11 protein-coding genes and 1 pseudogene are annotated in these 19,257 nt (G+C 72.0%); 5 read left to right on the top strand and 7 right to left on the bottom strand.

Annotated elements, in window-relative coordinates:
* Nucleotides 1-24: 24 nt before the first annotated feature.
* Both ACIQRW_RS04635 and ACIQRW_RS04630 read right to left on the bottom strand, forming a co-directional pair.
* Nucleotides 25-1,272 (bottom strand): Ig-like domain-containing protein, encoded by a 1,248-nt coding sequence (locus ACIQRW_RS04635; protein WP_403754300.1) that lies wholly within the window; start codon nt 1,270-1,272, stop codon nt 25-27.
* A gap of 216 nt (nt 1,273-1,488) precedes the next feature.
* On the bottom strand, nt 1,489-2,730 hold the full coding sequence (locus tag ACIQRW_RS04630) for an Ig-like domain-containing protein (protein ID WP_403754297.1): 1,242 nt from the start codon (nt 2,728-2,730) through the stop codon (nt 1,489-1,491).
* Nucleotides 2,731-2,881: 151 nt separating this feature from the next.
* Here ACIQRW_RS04630 and glgX point away from each other — a divergent pair, with 151 nt between their 5' ends.
* Nucleotides 2,882-5,140 (top strand): glycogen debranching protein GlgX, encoded by a 2,259-nt coding sequence (glgX, locus tag ACIQRW_RS04625; protein WP_403754294.1) that lies wholly within the window; start codon nt 2,882-2,884, stop codon nt 5,138-5,140.
* An 81-nt stretch (nt 5,141-5,221) separates the two neighbouring features.
* Here glgX and ACIQRW_RS04620 read toward each other — a convergent pair.
* Nucleotides 5,222-5,452: pseudogene (locus ACIQRW_RS04620) on the bottom strand (response regulator transcription factor); the annotation flags it as partial.
* A 139-nt stretch (nt 5,453-5,591) separates the two neighbouring features.
* Between ACIQRW_RS04620 and ACIQRW_RS04615 the strand changes: the two are divergent.
* Nucleotides 5,592-7,556 (top strand): ABC transporter transmembrane domain-containing protein, encoded by a 1,965-nt coding sequence (locus tag ACIQRW_RS04615; RefSeq protein ID WP_403754291.1) that lies wholly within the window; start codon nt 5,592-5,594, stop codon nt 7,554-7,556.
* Nucleotides 7,553-9,433, top strand: coding sequence for an ABC transporter ATP-binding protein (locus ACIQRW_RS04610; RefSeq protein WP_403754288.1), 1,881 nt, complete (start codon nt 7,553-7,555; stop codon nt 9,431-9,433). The genes ACIQRW_RS04615 and ACIQRW_RS04610 overlap by 4 nt, the downstream gene beginning before the upstream one ends.
* Nucleotides 9,434-9,646: 213 nt before the next feature.
* Here ACIQRW_RS04610 and ACIQRW_RS04605 read toward each other — a convergent pair whose 3' ends face one another.
* Together ACIQRW_RS04605 and ACIQRW_RS04600 are read right to left on the bottom strand one after the other, a co-directional pair.
* Nucleotides 9,647-10,513, bottom strand: coding sequence for a TIGR03620 family F420-dependent LLM class oxidoreductase (locus ACIQRW_RS04605; protein WP_403754285.1), 867 nt, complete (start codon nt 10,511-10,513; stop codon nt 9,647-9,649).
* Nucleotides 10,514-10,668: 155 nt separating this feature from the next.
* Entirely contained in the window at nt 10,669-11,790 is a 1,122-nt protein-coding gene (locus ACIQRW_RS04600; RefSeq protein WP_403754282.1) for an FAD-dependent oxidoreductase, read from the bottom strand.
* A 141-nt stretch (nt 11,791-11,931) separates the two neighbouring features.
* On the opposite strand from ACIQRW_RS04600, the gene ACIQRW_RS04595 reads away from it, so the two are divergent.
* On the top strand, nt 11,932-12,522 hold the full coding sequence (locus tag ACIQRW_RS04595; RefSeq protein ID WP_403754279.1) for a TetR/AcrR family transcriptional regulator: 591 nt from the start codon (nt 11,932-11,934) through the stop codon (nt 12,520-12,522).
* A 384-nt stretch (nt 12,523-12,906) separates the two neighbouring features.
* On the top strand, nt 12,907-14,952 hold the full coding sequence (locus ACIQRW_RS04590) for a M4 family metallopeptidase (RefSeq protein WP_403754277.1): 2,046 nt from the start codon (nt 12,907-12,909) through the stop codon (nt 14,950-14,952).
* 104 nt (nt 14,953-15,056) lie between these two features.
* Here the strand turns inward: ACIQRW_RS04590 and ACIQRW_RS04585 are convergent, their stop codons facing one another.
* Together ACIQRW_RS04585 and glgP are read right to left on the bottom strand one after the other, a co-directional pair.
* On the bottom strand, nt 15,057-16,274 hold the full coding sequence (locus tag ACIQRW_RS04585; protein ID WP_403754274.1) for an alginate lyase family protein: 1,218 nt from the start codon (nt 16,272-16,274) through the stop codon (nt 15,057-15,059).
* A gap of 236 nt (nt 16,275-16,510) precedes the next feature.
* On the bottom strand, nt 16,511-19,180 hold the full coding sequence (gene glgP, locus ACIQRW_RS04580) for an alpha-glucan family phosphorylase (protein ID WP_403754271.1): 2,670 nt from the start codon (nt 19,178-19,180) through the stop codon (nt 16,511-16,513).
* Between the last annotated feature and the right edge of the window lie 77 nt (nt 19,181-19,257).

The following is a 19,257-nucleotide window of genomic DNA, read 5'->3' as shown; positions in this document are numbered from 1 at the left end:
TCGATCGGGGAGCGGAAGGAATTCCTACTTCTTCCACTCCTCCCAGTCCATGTTCCAGCCGTTGAGGCCGTTGTCGGGCTGGATGGTCTTGTCGTGGGAGTTCTTCACGATGACCACGTCGCCGATCAGCGACTTGTTGTAGAACCAGGCCGCGGGCGTCTGGTTGTCGTAGCCGCCGCGCACATCCCGCAGACCGACGCAGCCGTGGCTGGTGTTGCTGTTGCCGAAGATGGAGGACGCGCCCCAGTAGTTGCCGTGCAGGAAGGTGCCCGACGTGGACAGCCGCATGGCGTGCGGCACGTCCTTGATGTCGTACTCGCCGCCGAAGCCGACGGTGTCGCCGTTCATCCGGGTCACCTTGAGCTTCTCGCTGATGACCATCTGACCGTTGTACGTGGTCGTCGCCGGGGCGCCCGCGGAGATCGGGATGTCCTTGATCTGCTCGCCGTCGCGGACCACCTTCATCCGCTTCGCGCTCGCGTCGACGGTGGAGACCTGGCTGCGGCCGATGGTGAACGTCACCTTCTTGGCCTGCTTGCCGTAGACGCCCGGCCGGCCCTCGACGCCGTCGAGGTTGAGGTCGACGGTCACCTTGGTGCCCGCCGCCCAGTACTTCTCCGGGCGGAAGTCGAGACGGTCGTTCCCGAACCAGTGGCCCTCGATCTCGACGGCCGGCTCGGCCGTCACCTTGATCGCCCGCTCCACCGCGTCGGGGTCGGTGATGCCCCGGGTGAAGTTGATGGAGACCGGCATGCCGACCCCGACGGTCGAGCCGTCCTCCGGCGTGTAGTGCCCGATGAAGGTGTTCGCCGGGACGAGCGTGGTGAAGGTGGTGTCCTTCGCCGACTCGCGTCCCTCCGCGTCCTTCGCCACCGCGTGCACCGCGTACTTCGTGGCGGCGGCGAGGTGCCGCTCGGGCGTCCAGCTCGCGCCGTCGGCCGCGATCTCGCCCTCGACCTCGTTGCCCTTGGGGTCGGAGACCTTCACCGTGGTCAGCTTGCCCTGCGTGGCGCCGATCTTCAGCGCGCCGCTGGTCGCCACGGACTCCGCGCCGTCCTTGGGCGCGATGGTCACCACCGCCTGCGAGGCGGTCGTGTCCTCCTTCTTCGCGCTGCCCGCCGGCCCCTTCTTGTCCCCCGCGCCGGTGTCACCGCCGCCGCACGCCGTCACCAGCAACAGCAGCGCTCCCAGAACCAGGGCCAGAAGCCCCGGCCCGCCGCGCCGCTTCCCGCTCGCCCCGGCCGATGCCCCCGATATCGGCTGCCCGTTCACTGTGGTCGTCTCCCCTCGCACGGCCCGGCTCCCGCCATGGCCCGCACCCCCGCGCGCCGAACATGCGCGCCGCCGCAAGATAATCACATCGCGAGCGGGGTGAACTCCCTCCGGAATGTCACCGTTCCGTACCAGTGGTCCGGGGAGCTGTGCAGGTGGCGCGGGGTGCCGGGGCGCAGTGCGGGGTTCGGGCGCAACGCGACGGGGCCCGGGGTGTCAGCGCAGGGCGGAGCCCGCCTTCCACTTCTTCCAGCCGAGGTTCCAGCCGCTGAGCCCGTTGTCCGGTGCGACCTTCTTGTCCTTGGAGTTGACCACCTCGACCACGTCGCCGATCAGGGTCCGGTCGAAGAACCAGCCGCCGGGCGTGGAGCCGCTGCCGCCCTTGGCGTCGCGCAGCCCGATGCAGCCGTGGCTGACGTTCTCCTCGCCGAAGACGGAGTCGTCGGCCCAGTAGTTGCCGTGCAGGAAGGTGCCGGACTCGGTGAGCCGGATCGCGTGCGGCACGTCCTTGATGTCGTACTCGCCCTTGCCCTTCTTGTCCGTGAAGCCGACCGTGGCCCCGTTCATCCGGGTCACCTCGTGCATCTCGGTGACGACCATCTTCCCGTTGTACGTGGTCGTCTTCGGGGCCCCCGCGGTGATCGGGATCGTGTCCACGAGCTCTCCGTCCCGGCGCACCTCCATGGTCTTCTCCTCCGCGTCGACCCGGGAGACCTGGGAGCGGCCGACGGTGAAGACGACGGTCTTGTCCTGGCTGCCGTAGACCCCCGGGGCGCCCTCGACGTCGCGCAGCCCGATGTCGACGGTGACCTCGGTGCCGGGCTTCCAGTACGCCTTGGGGCGGAAGTCGAGCCGGTCCTTGCCGAACCAGTGGCCGGAGACCTCCACCACCGGATCGGACGTCACCCGGATGGCCTTCTCCACCGCGGCCCGGTCGGCGATCGGGCGGTTGAAGGAGAACGAGACGATCATGCCGGTGCCGACGGTGGAGCGGTTCTCCGGTTTGAAGTACCCGATGAAGCGGTGCTCGGGGACGAGCGTGGTGAACGTGGAGTGCCGGGCGGAGCGGCGGCCGGCCCCGTCCACGGCCACCGCGTCGATGCTGTACTTCGCGGCGAGGGCGAGCCGTCCCGCGGCGGCCTCCGGCTTCCAGGACCTCCCGTCATCGGCGATGCGCCCGGCCACCGTCTGCTGCCGCGCGTCCTCGATCCGCATGACCTTCACGCTCTCCAGCCGCCCGTCGGGGACCTTCACCGCGATGCGCGTCTCCTCGTCGACGTCCTTGGCGCCGTCCTCCGGGAAGACGCCGATCGGGTCGTCGGAGGACCAGGCCTTGCCGTTGAACACGGCCTCCCGGGCATCGGTGCAGCCGGTCAGAAGGGCCAGCACGGTCAGCAGTCCTGCCCATGTCAGCACGGCGGCCGAGCCGGCCCGTGCGCTCTTCACTGTGTGGTTCACGCTCCCCCAACGACCGGGGCCGGTCGGGGGAAACGTGAGTGCGGGCCGTCCGGTGGGCAGAACAGAGGGGAGGACTACCCGAAGAGGCCGTGGCCGGGACGCCGCGCGCCACTCGTAGGTGCCCGTCCCACGAGCCGCGGGAGGCGACACGGTGTCCAGCGCAGCCGAGCAGGAGGCAGTACAGGATCCGGAAGCGGTGGCCGGCGCCGGGGCGGAGAACGCGGAGGCCCACCGTGCCGACACCGCCCGGGCGGGGGCGCCGTCCCCCGCCGTCTGGCCCGGGGCCCCGATGCCGCTGGGTGCCCGCTTCCGGGTCGGCCCGGACGGGGTGGCGGGGACCAATTTCGCGCTGTGGGCGGGCGGGGCCGAGGCGGTCGAGCTGTGCCTCTTCGACGAGCGGGGCGCGGAGACCCGCTGTCCGCTGACCGAGCTGACCCATGAGATCTGGCACGGCTTCGTGCCCGGGGTGCGGCCCGGTCAGCGCTACGGCTACCGGGTGCACGGCCGCTGGGACCCGTGGACGGGGGCCCGCTGGAACGCGGCGAAGCTGCTGCTGGACCCGTACGCCCGTGCGGTCGACGGGACCTTCACCCTGCCGCCCGAGGTCTACGGGCACGTACGGGACTGGCCGGACCAGCATGTGGCCGACACCGTGCGGGACGACCGGGACTCGGCGCCCTTCGTGCCCAAGGGCGTCGTCGTCCGCGACGACGACGACTGGGTGGAGGACCGCCGCCCCAAGACCCCGTGGGCGGACTCCGTGATCTACGAACTGCACGTGCGCGGCTTCACCAAGCTGCACCCGGACATCCCGCCCGAGCTGCGCGGCACATACGCGGGGCTCGCGCACCCGGCCGCGATCGAGCACCTGACGCGGCTCGGGGTGAGCGCCGTCGAACTGCTCCCGGTGCACCAGTTCGCCCACGAGGACCATCTGCTGCGGCGCGGCCTGCGCAACCACTGGGGCTACAACTCCATCGGCTACTTCGCCCCGCACGCCGGCTACTCCGCCTCCGGGACGGTGGGCCAGCAGGTCGGCGAGTTCAAGCGGATGGTGCACGCGCTGCACGAGGCCGGGATCGAGGTGATCCTCGACGTCGTCTACAACCACACCGCGGAGGCCGGCGAGCTGGGCCCGATGCTGTCGCTGCGCGGCATCGACAACCGGGGCTACTACCGGTTGAGGGACGACCCGCGCCGCTACGCCGACTACACCGGCTGCGGCAACACCCTGCACGTGGTGCAGCCCCAGGTGCTGCGGCTCATCACCGACTCACTGCGCTACTGGGTCACCGAGATGGGTGTCGACGGCTTCCGTTTCGACCTGGCGGCCGCGCTGGCGCGCTCGATGCACGACGTCGACATGCTCTCCCCGTTCCTCGCGGTGATCGCCCAGGACCCGGTGCTGCGCCGGGTGAAGCTCATCGCCGAGCCGTGGGACGTCGGCAACGGCGGCTACCAGGTGGGGGCCTTCCCTCCGCTGTGGACCGAGTGGAACGACCGCTACCGCGACGCGGTGCGCGACTTCTGGCGCGGCGCGCTCCCCGACGTACGGGATCTCGGCTACCGGCTGACCGGCTCCAGCGACCTGTACGCCTGGGGTGGCCGCCGCCCGTACGCCTCGGTCAACTTCGTCACCGCGCACGACGGCTTCACCCTGCGCGACCTGGTCAGTTACGAGCAGAAGCACAACGAGGCCAACGGGGAGGGCAACCGGGACGGGACGAGCGACAACCGGGCGTGGAACTGCGGGGTGGAGGGCGAGAGCGACGACCCGGAGGTCAACGCGCTGCGCCGCCGTCAGCTCCGTAACCTGCTGACCACCCTGCTGCTCTCCACCGGGGTGCCGATGCTGGTGGCGGGCGACGAGATGGGCCGGACGCAGGGCGGCAACAACAACGCCTACTGCCAGGACAACGAGACCGGCTGGCTGGACTGGTCGCTCCTCCAGGTGCCCGCGTGGCGGGAGCTGACCGAGCTGACGGCCCGGGTGCTGACGCTGCGCCGGGCCCATCCGGTGCTGCGGCGCCGCGCGTTCTTCTCCGGCCGGGCGCAGGCCCCGGACGGGCTGCGGGACCTGGCGTGGTTCGCCCGGGACGGCCGGGAGATGACGGAGGGCGACTGGTACGCACCGGCGGCCACGCTCGGGCTGTACCTCTCGGGCCGGGACATCCCGGGGCGGGACGCGCGGGGCGAACCGGTCACCGACGACAGCTTCCTGGCGGTCCTGCACGCGGGCGCGGAGCCGACGGTCTTCGCCCTGCCGGGAGCGCCGTGGGCGATCGCGTACGAACTGGTCCTGGACACCTCGCGGGAGGAGCAGGCCGAGGCCCCCGGCACGGTCCTGGACGGCGGTACGGACATGCCGGTGCCGGCCCGTTCGGTGCTGCTGCTGCGGGTGACGGCCTGAGCGGGGGGAGCAGGAGCAGGGAGCCGGAGCCGGATCAGCCGAGGATGCCCCGGCCGTAGCCGGCGGCGACGGCCGCGGCCCGGTCCTTGGCGCGATGGCGGCCACTCCCCCGCCGCCGGCCATCCGCAGGTCCATCAGGACGACGTCGGGGTCGAGGCGCTCGACGACCACCAGGGCGTCCACGCCGTTCGCCGCCTCGCCGAGGACCTCGAATCCGGGGGCGGCGGTGAACATGCCCCGCAGTCCGTCCCGGACGACCGGGTGGTCGTCGACGACGACGAGACTGATGGAACGGGCGGCGGACTCGGTCATGACGGCACCGTACGGGAGCTCACACCGGCCCGACCAGCGGCGACCGGGGTGCTGTTCACAGGTGCCCGACCGGGGGCTCCGGCGGGCGGGCGGAAATTGGCAGGACCGATGTCAGTGGTGAAACGTAAGGTCGCCCCTGATGCCCAAAAAGCCTGCAGAGCGCACGGACCGGTCCGCCGTGCGCTCCCTCCTGCGCCTGTGGCCCTATGTCCGACCCGTGCGGGCACGCCTGTTCACGGCCGCCCTCGTGGCGATCCTGGCGTCCTGCCTGGGGCTGGTGATCCCGCTGGTTCTGAAGTGGATGGTGGACGGCCCCGTCGCCGACCGCGATCCGGGCGGGGTGTGGCTGGGGGCGCTGTACCTGCTGTTGCTGGGCATCGCGGAGGCGCTGCTGTTCGGGCTCCGGCGCTGGCTGGTGGCGCGTCCGCTGGCCGGGGTCGAGGCGTCGATGCGGGCGGATCTCTACCGCCATCTGCAACGGCTGCCGGTCGCGTTCCACGACCGCTGGGCCTCGGGTCAGCTGCTGTCGCGCGGGACGACGGACCTGATGCTGCTGCGGATGTTCCTGGCGTTCCCCCTGACCTTCCTGGTCGTCAACACGGCAACGATCCTGGTCGGGTTCGTCATCCTGTTCGCCCAGGACTGGGCGCTCGGCCTCGTGCTGCTGGCGCCCGCGGTGCCGCTGATGATCCTGTGCTCACTGTTCGAGACGAAGTACTCGGTGGTCGCGCGCCGGGCCCAGGACCAGGTCGGCGACCTCACCACGGTCGTCGAGGAGAGCGTGCTGGGCATCCGCATCGTCAAGGGCTTCGGCCGGCACCGCAGTCAGGCGCGGGCGTTCCGGGCGATGTCGCACCGGCTGCGCACCACGGAGCTGAGCAAGGCCCGGCTGCTCGCCGGGATCTGGGCGCTGATCACCGCCATCCCGGAGCTGGCGATCGGCGCGGCGCTGGTGCTCGGCACGATCCAGGTGGCGGACGGGACGCTGTCCGCGGGCACGCTGGTGGCGTTCCTGTCCACGGCGCTCGCCCTGCGCTGGCCGGTGGAGTCGATCGGCTTCCTGCTGGCGATGAGCCAGGAGTCGGCGACCGCGACCGACCGGTATTTCGAGGTGATGGACGTGGCGGAGGAGCCCGGGGCCGTCGCCGTACGGGAGAGCGCGCCGGCCACCGCCCCGGGGATGGTGTTCGAGGGCGTCGAGTTCCGCTACCCGGACGCGGATCCGGGCTCGCCGCCGGTCCTTGCCGGGATCGATCTGCACATCCGGCCCGGTGAGACGCTGGCCCTGGTCGGGGGCACGGGGTCGGGCAAGACGACGCTCACCGCTCTGGTGCCCCGGCTGCACGAGGTGACCGGCGGGCGGATCACGCTGGACGGCGAGGACATCGCCACGATGGAGCGTTCGCGGCTGCGGGAGCTGGTCTCGGTGGCGTTCGAGGAGCCGACGCTGTTCTCCGCGACGGTCGGCGAGAACGTGACGATGGGCGCGGCGGACGCGGACGAGCAGCAGGTGCGGCGGGCGCTGTCGGTGGCCCAGGCCGACTTCGTGCACCGGTTGCCCCAGGGGCTGGACACCGAGGTCGGCGAACAGGGCCTGAGCCTGTCCGGCGGCCAGCGTCAGCGCCTCGCGCTGGCCCGCGCGGTGGTCGGGGAGCCGCGCTTCCTGGTGCTGGACGACCCGCTCTCCGCGCTGGACGTGCACACGGAGACGCTGGTGGAGGCCGCGCTGCGGCAGGTCCTGGAGCGGACGACCGCGGTGGTCGTGGCGCACCGGCCCTCCACCGTGATGCTGGCCGACCGGGTGGCGCTGCTGTCCGGGGGCCGGATCGCCGCGGTCGGCACGCATCAGGAGCTGCTGCGCGACAACGCCGAGTACGCCTGGCTGATGTCGGGCGCGGGCAGCGAGTCCGCCGCACGGCCTCCCGCCGGCCCGGTGGACACATCGGCCGCACGGGTGGACGAGCCCGCAGCGCCGGTGGACGAGCCCGCGGCACCGGTGGACACGTCCGCCGCACCGGTGGACAGGTCCGCCGCACCGCACCCCGCCACTTCGGTGAGCGCCCCCGTCCAGCAGGTCCCCGCCGAGGAGGGCAGTGCCCGATGACCACGACCACCGACGACGCCTCGCTCCCGGCCGCCGACGACGACGGCCCGGCGAGGAGCCGGATCGCGCCCGCGCCCGGGCGCGCGGACGACCCCTTCGACCGGGACGACCTGCCCGCGCCGCCCGGGGCCACCAGGGCGCTGCTGTTCTCGCTGCTGGCCCCGATGCGCGGCCGGGTCGCGGTGTCGGCCCTGCTCCTGCTGGTCCAGCAGGTCGCGATGCAGGCGGGCCCGCTGCTGGTGGCGTACGCCATCGACAGCGGGGTTCCGGCGTTCCGGGACCACGACTACGGGCCGCTGATCGCGGTCGCGGTCGGCTACGCGGTCTGTTCCGTCGGCGCGGGCGTCCTCCAGTACGCCTTCATCCGGGCCGCGGCGCGGATCAACCAGGACGTGCTGCTCGATCTGCGTGGCCGGATCTTCCGGCACGCGCAGGCGCTCAGCGTCGACTTCCACGAGCGCTACACCTCGGGCCGGCTGATCTCGCGCTCCACGACGGATGTCGAGTCGTTGCGGGAACTGCTGAGCGAGGGGCTCCAGGAACTGATCGGCGTGGTCCTGTCGTTCGTGTCGATCGCGTTGGTGCTGCTCTGGCTGGACCTGGGGATCGGCGCGATCGCCACGCTCTCCTTCGTACCGCTGTATCTGATGGTGCGCCTGTACCGGCGGCGGGCGTCCGTCGCGTTCACGGCGCGGTCGACGGCGATCGCTGCGGTGATCGTGAAGTTCGCGGAGACGATGAACGGCATCCGTCCGGTCCAGGCGTTCCGCCGCGAGCGGAGCAACGACACCGTGTTCACCGCGCTGAACACCCACCACGAGCGGGCGAACGGCGACGCGATCCTGGAGATGGCGCGCTACGTCATCGGTTCGCGGCTGATCGCGAACACGGCGGTGGCCGGAATGGTGCTCTGGGGCGCCTACCGGGTCGCGGACGGAACGCTGGCGCTCGGGGTGCTGGCGGCGGCGGTGCTGTATCTGCGCCGGCTGTACGACCCGATCGACCGGCTGGGGATGTTCCTCAACTCGTACGAGTCGGCGGCCGCTTCGCTGACGAAGATCGCCGGCCTGCTGGCCCAGACGCCGAACGTCCCGGAGACCGACCGGCCGAAGGAACTGCCGCCGCGCCCGGGCGGTCTCCCGGGCCGGGAGGTCACGTTCGACGGGGTGCGGTTCGCCTACCGTACGGGCGGCGAGGTGCTGCCCACGTTCGACCTGCACATCCCGGCGGGCCGGACGGTGGCGGTCGTCGGGTCGACGGGCGCGGGCAAGTCGACGCTGGCCAAGCTGCTGGCCCGCTTCTACGACCCGACCGATGGCCGGGTCCTGCTGGACGGCACCGACCTGCGCGACCTGGACACCGCCGAGCTGCGCCGGGGCGTCGTGATGGTGACGCAGGAGGCGTTCCTCTTCTCCGGGACGGTGGCGGAGAACATCGCGATCGGCCGCCCGGACGCCACCCGCGAGGAGATCGAGCACGCCGCGAAGGCGATCGGCGCGCACGACTTCATCGCCGCCCTGCCGGACGGCTACGACACGGACGTACGCAAGCGGGGCGGGCGCATCTCGGCGGGCCAGCGGCAGTTGGTGGCGTTCGCCCGGGCCCTGCTGGCGAACCCGGCGGTGCTGATCCTGGACGAGGCGACCAGCTCCCTGGACGTCCCCGGCGAGCGGGCCGTGCAGCGGGCCATGGGCACGGTGCTGCACGGCCGCACGGCGGTGGTGATCGCCCACCGGCTCTCCACGGTGGAGATCGCGGACCGGGTGCTGGTGATGGAGCACGGCCGGATCGTGGAGGACGGCGCACCCGCCGAACTGATCGGCGGGACGGGGCGGTTCGCGGGGCTGCACCGGACGTGGAAGGACAGCCTGGCCTGAGCGGATCCGGCCGGAGGTCACCTCGTTACCGCACCGCCTAGGGAGTGTCCGCAAAGTATCGTCGTCCGCCCTCTGGGCGGGGCCCGCGGCGTCTGGTGCGTGCTCTCGCAAGGCGCCGGAGTGTCCTAGTAGCGGAGCTACTCGGGCATTTCGGCAACGCCGCGAGAGTGCGTGCCAGGCGTCGTGGGCCAGACGAGACTTTGCGGACACGACCTAGGGCGACAGCAGTTCCGGGGCGAGGTCACGCCACGCCTGGCGGGCGAAGGTACCGAGGCGGTCGGTGACCACCTGGACGGCGATGTGGTCGGCCCCGGCCCGGTGGTGCGCGGTGAGCCGGGCGGCGATCTCGTCCGGTTTGCCCCAGGCGAACAGCTCGTCGATCAGCCGGTCGCTGCCGCCGGCCGTCAGATCCTCGGCGGTGAACCCCCCGCGCAGCCACGCCGTCCGGTAGTTGCGCAGTGCGAGGTAGGGAGCCAGCATGCCCCTGGCCATGGCACGGGCCGTCCCCGCGTCGGTGTGCGGGATGACGGTCTGCTCCAGCGCCAGCAGGGGCCCTTCGCCCAGCATCGACCTGGCCCAGGCGGTATGGGCGGGGCTGACGAGGTAGGGGTGCACTCCCGTGGACCCGGCGGCTGCCAGCCGGGTCATCTGTGGCCCGTGCGCGCCGATGATGCGCGCGGTCGACGGCAGAGGAGGAGCCGCGGCGTCCAGGGCCTCCAGATAGGAGCGCAGCGCGTGGTACGGATCGCGGTACCGGCCGGAGACTTCGGCATGGCTGACGCCCAGGCCCACCAGCAGCCGGTTCCGCTGCCGCTCCGGCAGAGCGTGGTAGGCGGCGGCGAGTTGGCCGGGCGGTCTGTCCCAGATGGACACGCATCCGGTCGCGACGGTGATCCGGCTCGTCGCGGACAGGACCACCGAAGCCGTGCGCAGGTCCCCGCGGGGGTTGCCGCCCGGGTTGCCTCCGAGCCAGATGGCGCCGTACCCGAGCTCCTCCAGCTCGGTCGCGGCGTCCCGCGCCTCCTCGTGGTCCCCGTGCGTGAACGCCAGGCTCCAGATACCGATCGTCCCGAGACGCATGACGAAGCCCTCCCCGAGTGTGGAAGCTCCGTTGTAGCGGTGCGCGCGAGCCCTGTCGCCCCGAAGGCCCCGCCCTGTCCGGAAGCCGACCGTCGGCGTCCGGCCACTCCACCTTGACGGCGCCGCCGACGGAAACGGAGCGCCCCCCGTGAAGCTCAGCCCGGCAGCAGCCGCACCGCCGCGTCCCGCAGCCGGGTGCGTTCCGTGCTCATGAAGCGGTGCAGGGTCCGCGAGCCGAAGGCGGTCCGCTGGGCGCTGCGGCGGCGTTCGCGGTCGTAGGCGCGCAGGGCACCCTCGATGCCCGCGCGGCCCGGGGCCGCGGCGGCCAGCGCACGGCTCAGGGCGTCCGCGTCCAGGATCGCGGTACAGGCGCCCTGGCCGAGGTTGGGCGTCATGGCGTGGGCCGCGTCGCCGACCAGGGCGACGGGGGCGGGCCGGGCGTCGGAGGAGACACGGGAGGCGGGCTCGGCGTCGGAGGGGGCGGGGGAGGCGGGCCGGGTGCCGGTGGAGACGAAAGTGGGCAGCGCCGGGTAGAGATGGAGCATCTCGTAGCGGATCCAGGTGGCCGGGTCGGTGGCGTCCAGGATGCGCGGGACCGGGTCGTGCCAGCCGGCGAAGGAGGCGCGCAGTTCCTCCGCGGTGGTGGCCTCGGGCACGGTGGCGTACCAGTTGGTGCGGCCCGGTTCGACCGGGGTCATCCCGAAGAAGCGGCCACTGCCCCAGGTCTCGCCGTGCACCGGGCTCTCGAAGTCGGCGATGCCGATCCAGGCGACGGTGCCGACCTGGCGTGGGCCGCTGCGGTCGCCGAAGCGGGCGGTGCGAACGGCGCTGCGGATGCCGTCGGCTCCGACCACCAGGTCCTGTCCGGCGGCCGGCGCGTCGAGGTCGGTGACCCGCTCGCCGAGCTTGATCGGGACGTCGTCGAAGGCTTCGAGGGCGGCGAGCAGGGCGTCGATCAAGTAGGGCCGGGAGATGAGGAGTTCGGGGCGGCCCGCCTTGCGTTCGATCCGTTCCAGCGGGAGGCGGGCGATCGACGTCCCGTCCGGGGTGCGGATGTGCGCGTCGCGGTAGGGCACGGCGTGGTCGCGCAGCGCGTCACCCACACCGAGCCGGTCGAGCGCGGACTGTGCGGTGGGGTGGATGCCGAAGGCCGCACCGTACCGCTCCAGTTCGGTGCGCCGCTCCAACACGGTCACGCTCCAGCCCGCGCGGCGGAGTCCGATCGCGGTCGCCAGACCGCCGATGCCCGCGCCGACCACGGTCGCCGTTCCTGTCATGTCGCGCTCCCGAGCTCGTTCGGCCCGTACGGAGGAGAAACCGCACGGAGGACCACCACATCTGTGGTACCACGGCTGGGGTAGCATCGGCAAGCACAGGCCGAGGGGGGGCGGCAGCCGTACGGGAGTGAGGGAGCGCGCGTGAATCCGGACCGTCGGGACCGGCTGCGGGACGCGGCCGTCGAGGTGCTGGCCCGGGACGGCGGGCGCGGGCTGACCCACCGGGCCGTGGACCGGGCCGCCGAGGTGCCGCCGGGGACCACCAAGAACTACTTCCCGACCCGGGACGCGGTGCTCCGCGCGGTGGCGGAGCGCTGCCTGGAGCAGTACCTCGCGCTCACCGGACAGTTGGCAGCGGCTCCGGGGCCGGCGGACCGCGAGGGCCTGACGGCCCTCTTCCGCTCGCTCCTGGAGAACGTCGCGGGGCCGGGCCGCTCCCGGCTGCTGGCGGTACTGGAGCTCCAGGCCGAGGCGACCCGCCGCCCCTGGCTGTCCTCCATCCTCGACCCGATGGCCAGCGGGGATTTCGTGGGCATGGAGCTGGCCCAGCGCTCCGCCGGACTGCCCGTCACCCCGCAGCGGGCCGCCGTCGTCACCCTCGCGCTGCACGCGGCGATCCCGCATCTGCTGACGAACGGCCCGGCCACGCTCGCGGCCTCGGGTCTGGACGACGTGGACCGCTTCGTGCGCGACCTCCTGGACGCGGTGTACCCGACGGGGGCCACCGCCTGAGCGCCCCGACCTCCCCGCGCCGCGTCCTGACGGACCGGCGCGTTCCGGCGCGCGAATCTGGCCAGAACCCGACGCTGTCTCACCAGGCGGTCATCACACCCCTTCCCGCCCGCGACGGCGCGGTGCCCGTCGCGCACGAAACCTGTGACCACCCTGTGAATACCGGGCTTCACAACCCCCGGTAACACTGCGGCAATGATCGGCGAAACGTCCGCTTAACGAACATGACCTTTCCGGCAACGAACGAAAACCGGCCAACTTGTTGACGCGGTCCTGACAGGTGCGGTCATCTGCTGACACTCTTCACCCCGTTCTGCGCACCGCCTGCACCGTCCGGACGGCCCGTCCAGCGCCGCCGGTACCCCCCTCGCAGAAGGAGTCCGCGTGAGATCCACGCCCAGCCGTCGCGCCACCGCGACCGGCGCTCTGATAGCCGCAGCAGCCCTCATAGCCGTCGCCATTCCGTCCGGCGCCGCGACCGCCACCTCCGCTCCCTCCTCGGCCCCGCTCGGCGGCATCACCGCCGGCACGAAGGCCGACCCGGGCGCCCTGCCCGCCAAGCTCTCCCCCGCCCAGCGCGCCGAGCTGCTCAGCGAGGCGAACGCCACCAAGGCGGCCACCGCCGAGGAGCTCGGCCTCGGGTCCACGGAGAAGCTCGTGGTCCGCGACGTCGTCCAGGACCGCGACGGCACGACGCACACCCGCTACGAGCGCACCCTGAACGGGCTTCCCGTCCTCGGCGGCGACCTCGTGGTCAAGGAGTCCGCGGCCGGGGCGGCCGAGGGCGTCAGCAAGGCGTCGAAGGCGACCAGCGCGCAGCTGAAGGCCGTCGGCCTCACCGCCGACGTGGCCCCGGCAGCGGCCGAGAAGCAGGCGCTCGGCGCGGCGAAGGCCGAGGGCTCGAAGGCCAAGAAGGCGGAGAACGCACCGCGCAAGGTGGTGTGGCTGGGCAGCGGTTCCCCGCAGCTCGCGTACGAGACCGTGGTCGGCGGACTCCAGCACGACGGCACCCCGAACGAGCTGCACGTCCTCACGGACGCCACCTCCGGCGAGAAGCTCTACGAGTGGCAGGCCGTCCACAACGGCACGGGCAACACGCAGTACAACGGCCAGGTCACCCTGGGCACCGCGCCCTCGTACACCCTGACCGACACCACGCGCGGCAACCACAAGACGTACAACCTGAACCGGGGCAGCTCCGGCACCGGCACGCTGTTCTCCGGCCCGGACGACATCTGGGGCGACGGCACTCCGCAGAACGCCGAGACGGCCGGCGCGGACGCCCACTACGGCGCGGCCGAGACGTGGGACTACTACAAGAACGTGCACGGCCGCTCCGGCATCCGCGGTGACGGCGTCGGCGCGTACTCCCGCGTCCACTACGGCAACAACTACGTCAACGCGTTCTGGCAGGACAGCTGCTTCTGCATGACGTACGGCGACGGCAGCGGCAACGTCAAGCCGCTGACCTCCCTGGACGTGGCCGCCCACGAGATGACGCACGGCCTGACCTCGGTCACGGCCAAGCTGGTCTACAGCGGCGAGTCCGGCGGTCTCAACGAGGCCACCTCCGACATCTTCGCCGCGGGCGTGGAGTTCTACTCCGACACGGCCCAGGACCCGGGCGACTACATGGTCGGCGAGAAGATCGACATCAACGGCGACGGCACCCCGCTGCGCTACATGGACAAACCCTCCAAGGACGGCGCGTCCAAGGACGCCTGGTACTCGGGCATCGGCAACGTCGACGTCCACTACTCCTCGGGCCCGGCGAACCACTGGTTCTACCTGCTCTCCGAGGGCAGCGGCGCCAAGACCGTCAACGGCGTCAACTACGACTCGCCGACCTCCGACGGGCTCCCGGTGACCGGCATCGGCCGGGACAAGGCGCTTCAGATCTGGTTCAAGGCGCTCACCACCAAGTTCACCTCGACGACCAACTACGCCGCCGCCCGCACCGGCACGCTCGCGGTCGCCAGTGAGCTGTACGGGGCCACCAGCCCCGAGTACGCGGCCGTGGCCCACGCCTGGGCCGGCATCAACGTGGGCGCCCGCCCCGGCGGCGGCGACCCCGACCCGGGCGGCAAGGTGTTCGAGAACACCACCGCGGTGACCATCCCGGACGCCGGTGCGGCCGTCACCAGCTCGGTCACCGTCTCCGGTGTGACCGGCAACGCGCCGAGCACTCTCAAGGCGGACGTCAACATCACGCACACCTGGCGCGGTGACCTGGTCGTCGACCTGGTGGCCCCGGACGGCACCGCCTACCGGCTGAAGAACTCCTCCTCCGGTGACTCCGCGGACAACGTGGTGGCGACCTACACGGTCAACGCCTCGTCCGAGGTGGCCAACGGGGTCTGGAAGCTGAAGGTCCAGGACATCGCACGCCAGGACACCGGGCGGATCAACAGCTTCAAGCTCACTTTCTGATCCACTCGCGTTCTGATCCACTCGTGTTCTGATCCACTCGCACCGACCGAACGGCCCGGAGGAGGGAGACCTCTTCCGGGCCGTTCGTCATGGTGGAAGCCGTCTCAGGCGGGGTTGTTCGCGTGGGTCAGGGTCTCCCAGGCGACGAACAGGTTGTTGGACCCGGCGGGCCGCTGCCGCTCGGTCAGCGTCCGCGTGTTGGTCATCGCGTGACCGAGCCGGTTGGCCAGGGCGTTGTAGCCGACCTCGGTGACGGGCCCGAGGCTGTCCTTGAGCGAGCCGCCGCAGAGCGAGGACGGCACCGCCGCGCCGAGCTGGTACTTGGCGTGCAGTCCCATCGCGTGCCGCAGCCGGTCGGCGACCTCCGGGTAGAGGTCCTGGCCCTGGATCCGGCTGGTCTCGGCGATGTGGGAGATCGCGGAGAGTCCGTAGCCGGTGTGGGTCAGATCGCGGCAGGTCTCCTGGGAGAGCCCGTCCATGAAGGTCGACTGACCCTGCCAGTAGTTGATGACTTTCGCCCGGGTGTCGAGCCCGCTGCCCGGCGCGACCTTGGGCAGCGCACCGTCCGCGGTCACATAGATGTACGCCGGGACCCGCCCGCGGAACTTGCCGACCGCCTTGTCGTAGGCGGCGCGGTCCTCCAGGAAGACCGCGATGCCGATCGCCGCCTCGGTCATGGACAGCTCCCAGTTGCCGTTGGAGTGGGAGCCGCCGGTGACCTCGGGCAGGTACACGTCGCGCAGCATCGTGCCGAAGCGGCCGGAGTTCGCCCAGCCGCTGTAGGTGTACTTGATGATCTCGGCGGCGCGCGGCCAGGACGAGCCGGCCCAGCCGGTCTGGAGCGGCGCGTTGCTGTTCGTGTGGTCCCTGATGACGGCGGACCAGGCGTCCATGATCTGGATGGCCTTCTGGGCGTACCTGCTGTCCTGGGTGATGTACCAGGCCAGCGAGAGCGTGTACGCGGCGATGGCGTCCTCGCGCTCGTCCGTGCAGCCGTTGTTGGGGTTGGAGTAGGAGCCGCACTCGACGACGGCGCGCGGCTTGGCGGTGCGGGTCAGGGAGGCGTACTTGCTCCCCATCATCTGGTCGAAGGCGCTCTTCCAGGGCTGGGCGCCCACCTGCACCCGGCCCCGGACGTAGTCCAGTTGGGGGCGGCTGACGAGCACCCCGGGGTGGGTGAAGTCCGCCGGGGCGGCCGCGACGGGAGCCTTCGCCGGGTCCGGGGATCTCTCCGCCAGGGCGGGTGCGGCGAGTGCCGTGGTGATCAGCGCGGCGAGCGCGGTGGCGGTGCCGAGAACGCGGGGAATGGTGCCGGTGCGCATGTGGGGGTGCCTTCCGGTGCGGTGGCGGTTCAACGGCCCGACCCGACAAGGGAGTTCATGGATGTGAACGATGGGCCGCATGATGAACCCTGCGATGAGTCAGGAACGTAAAGCCATTCCATGGACACGTCAAGGTTCTGTGTTCACTGCACGAAGGGACCCGGTAGCCCGCCGACACGCGAGAGGACCCGGCACCGCACGGGTGCCGGGTCCCTCGGGTCCGCCGTGGCGAGCGCTCAGCGCAGCAGCACGCCCGCGCCCTCCCCCGCCGCCTCGGCCGGCAGCGCGACCAGGCCCAGTTCGGCGCTGGTGGCCAGCAGCGGGTGGGCGGGCAGGACGCGCACGGTGTAGCCGTAGGGTCCTGTCCGGTCCAGCGCGAGCGGCCCCTCGTACAGCCAGCGGTCCTCCAGGTCCTGACCGCCCGCCGGCTTCAGCGGGAAGGTCTGGGCGTCCGCGATGGCGTCGCCCGAATCGACCCGGCCCGCGACCACCTGGACCTCCACGTCGTCCGGGTCCAGGCCGCCGAGCGCGATCCGCACCCGCAGCGCCAGGGTGGCGCCGAGCTCCGCCGAGCCGCCCGCCGCGGTGTCGGTCACCGACTCCACATGGCCGACGGAGACCCCGTGCCAGGCCGCCCGGACCTTGGCCTTCCACTGGGCGAGGTCCCGCGCGGCCCCGGGATCCAGGGCCCGCCGGGACTGCGCGGCGGGGGCGTACAGGCGCTCCACGTACTCGCGCACCATCCGCCCCGCGAGCACCCTCGGCCCCAGAGTGACCAGCGTGGAGCGGACCATCTCGATCCAGCGGTCGGGCAGGCCCCCGGCCCCCCGGTCGTAGAAGCGCGGGGCGACGCGGTCCTCGATCAGGGCGTACAGGGCGTTCGCCTCCAGCTCGTCGCGGCGGTCCTCGTCGGTCGCCGAGCCGTCGGCGGTGGGGATCTCCCAGCCGAAGTCCGGGTCGAACCACTCGTCCCACCAGCCGTCGCGCACGGACAGGTTGAGGCAGCCGTTCAGCGCCGCCTTCATCCCGCTCGTGCCGCACGCCTCCAGCGGGCGCAGCGGGTTGTTGAGCCAGACGTCGCAGCCCGGGTAGAGCTTCTGGGCCATGCCCATCCCGTAGTCCGGCAGGAAGACGATGCGGTGGCGGACCCCCGCGTCGTCCGCGAACCGCACGAGCTCCTGCACCAGCCGCTTGCCGCCGTCGTCGGCGGGGTGCGCCTTGCCCGCGACGACGATCTGGATCGGGCGGGTCGGGTGCAGCAGCAGCGCCCGCAGCCGGTCGCGGTCGCGCAGCATCAGCGTGAGCCGCTTGTACGAGGGGACGCGCCGGGCGAAGCCGATCGTCAGGACGTCCGGGTCGAGCACTCCGTCGATCCAGCCCAGCTCGGCGGTGCCGGCGCCGCGCCGGCGCCAGGAGGCGTAGAGCCTGCGGCGGACCTCGGTGACCAACTGGCCGCGCAGGTCCCGGCGCAGGTCCCAGATCTCCTGGTCGCCGATGTCGGTCACCGCGTCCCAGCGGCGCGGGGCGCCGCTCCGCGACGCGTTCTCGTCATCCACCGAGCCGCCCGCCAGCACCTGGTGGGCGCGGCCCTCGCCGACCTGGCCCGCGCCGAGCCGGAACACCTCGGGGGCGACCCAGGTCGGTGCGTGGACCCCGTTGGTGACGGAGGTGATCGGCACCTCGGCGGGGTCGAAGCCCGGCCAGAGCCCGGAGAACATCTCCCGGCTGACGGCCCCGTGCAGGGTGGAGACGCCGTTGGCGCGCTGGGCGAGGCGGAGGCCCATCACCGCCATGTTGAACAGCTCCGGCTCACCACCGGGGTAGGTCTCGGTGCCGAGCCGCAGGATCTTCTCGACGCCGACGCCGGGCAGCTCGCCGTCGTCGCCGAAGTGGCGGGCGACGAGCCCCCGGTCGAAACGGTCTATCCCGGCGGGCACCGGGGTGTGGGTGGTGAAGACCGTCCCGGCCCGGACCACTTCCAGGGCGGCGTCGAAGTCGAGCCCGGTGGGGATCAGTTCGCGGATGCGCTCCAGGCCGAGGAAGCCGGCGTGGCCCTCGTTGGTGTGGAACACCTCCGGCTCCGGGGTGCCGGTCAGCCGGCACCAGGTGCGCACCGCGCGCACTCCGCCGATGCCGAGCAGCATCTCCTGGAGCAGACGGTGGTCGCTGCCGCCGCCGTACAGCCGGTCGGTGACGTCGCGTTCGCCCGGGGCGTTCTCCTCGACGTCGGAGTCGAGCAGGAGCAGCGGCACCCGGCCGACCCGAGCCAGCCAGATACAGGCGTGCAGCGAGCGTCCGCCGGGCAGGGCCAGCACCACCCGGGCGGGGGTGCCGTCGGCCTCGCGGACCAGGTCGAGCGGGAGTTCGTTGGGGTCGAGGACGGGATAGTGCTCCTGCTGCCAGCCCTCGCGCGAGAGGCTCTGGCGGAAGTAGCCATGCCGGTAGAGCAGGCCGACGCCGATGAGCGGGACGCCGAGGTCGCTGGCGGCCTTGAGGTGGTCGCCGGCCAGGATGCCGAGGCCGCCGCTGTACTGGGGCAGTGCCGCGGTGACGCCGAACTCGGGTGAGAAGTAGGCGACGGCGGAGGGCAGTTCCGCTCCGGCGGCCAACTGCTCCTGGTACCAGCGGGGGCCGTTCAGATATTCGGCCAGGTCGGCGGAGGCCTCGGCGAGGCGGCCGAGGTACTCCTCGTCCCCGGCCAGTTCGGTGAGCCGCCCGGCGGACAGCGAGCCGAGCAGGCGTACGGGATCGGCGTCCGCGGGCCGCCAGCCCTCGGGGTCGGCGGACCGGAAGAGCTCACGGGTCTCGGTGTGCCACGACCAGCGCAGGTTGTGCGCGAGGTCGTGGAGAGGTCGGAGGGGTTCGGGGAGGACAGGACGCACGGTGAATCGACGAATGGCCTTCACGTACTCCACCTTTACAGGGGACTTGCGCATCCGGGCGGACGCACCACGGTGTGCGTCCCTTCCGTCACCCCTGAAGG

Origin of the sequence: Streptomyces sp. NPDC091287 (genome assembly GCF_044768525.1) — a bacterium.
Lineage (GTDB): Bacteria > Actinomycetota > Actinomycetes > Streptomycetales > Streptomycetaceae > Streptomyces.
Note: the sequence above shows the minus strand (reverse complement) of the source record. Positions and strands in the feature narration are given on the sequence as shown.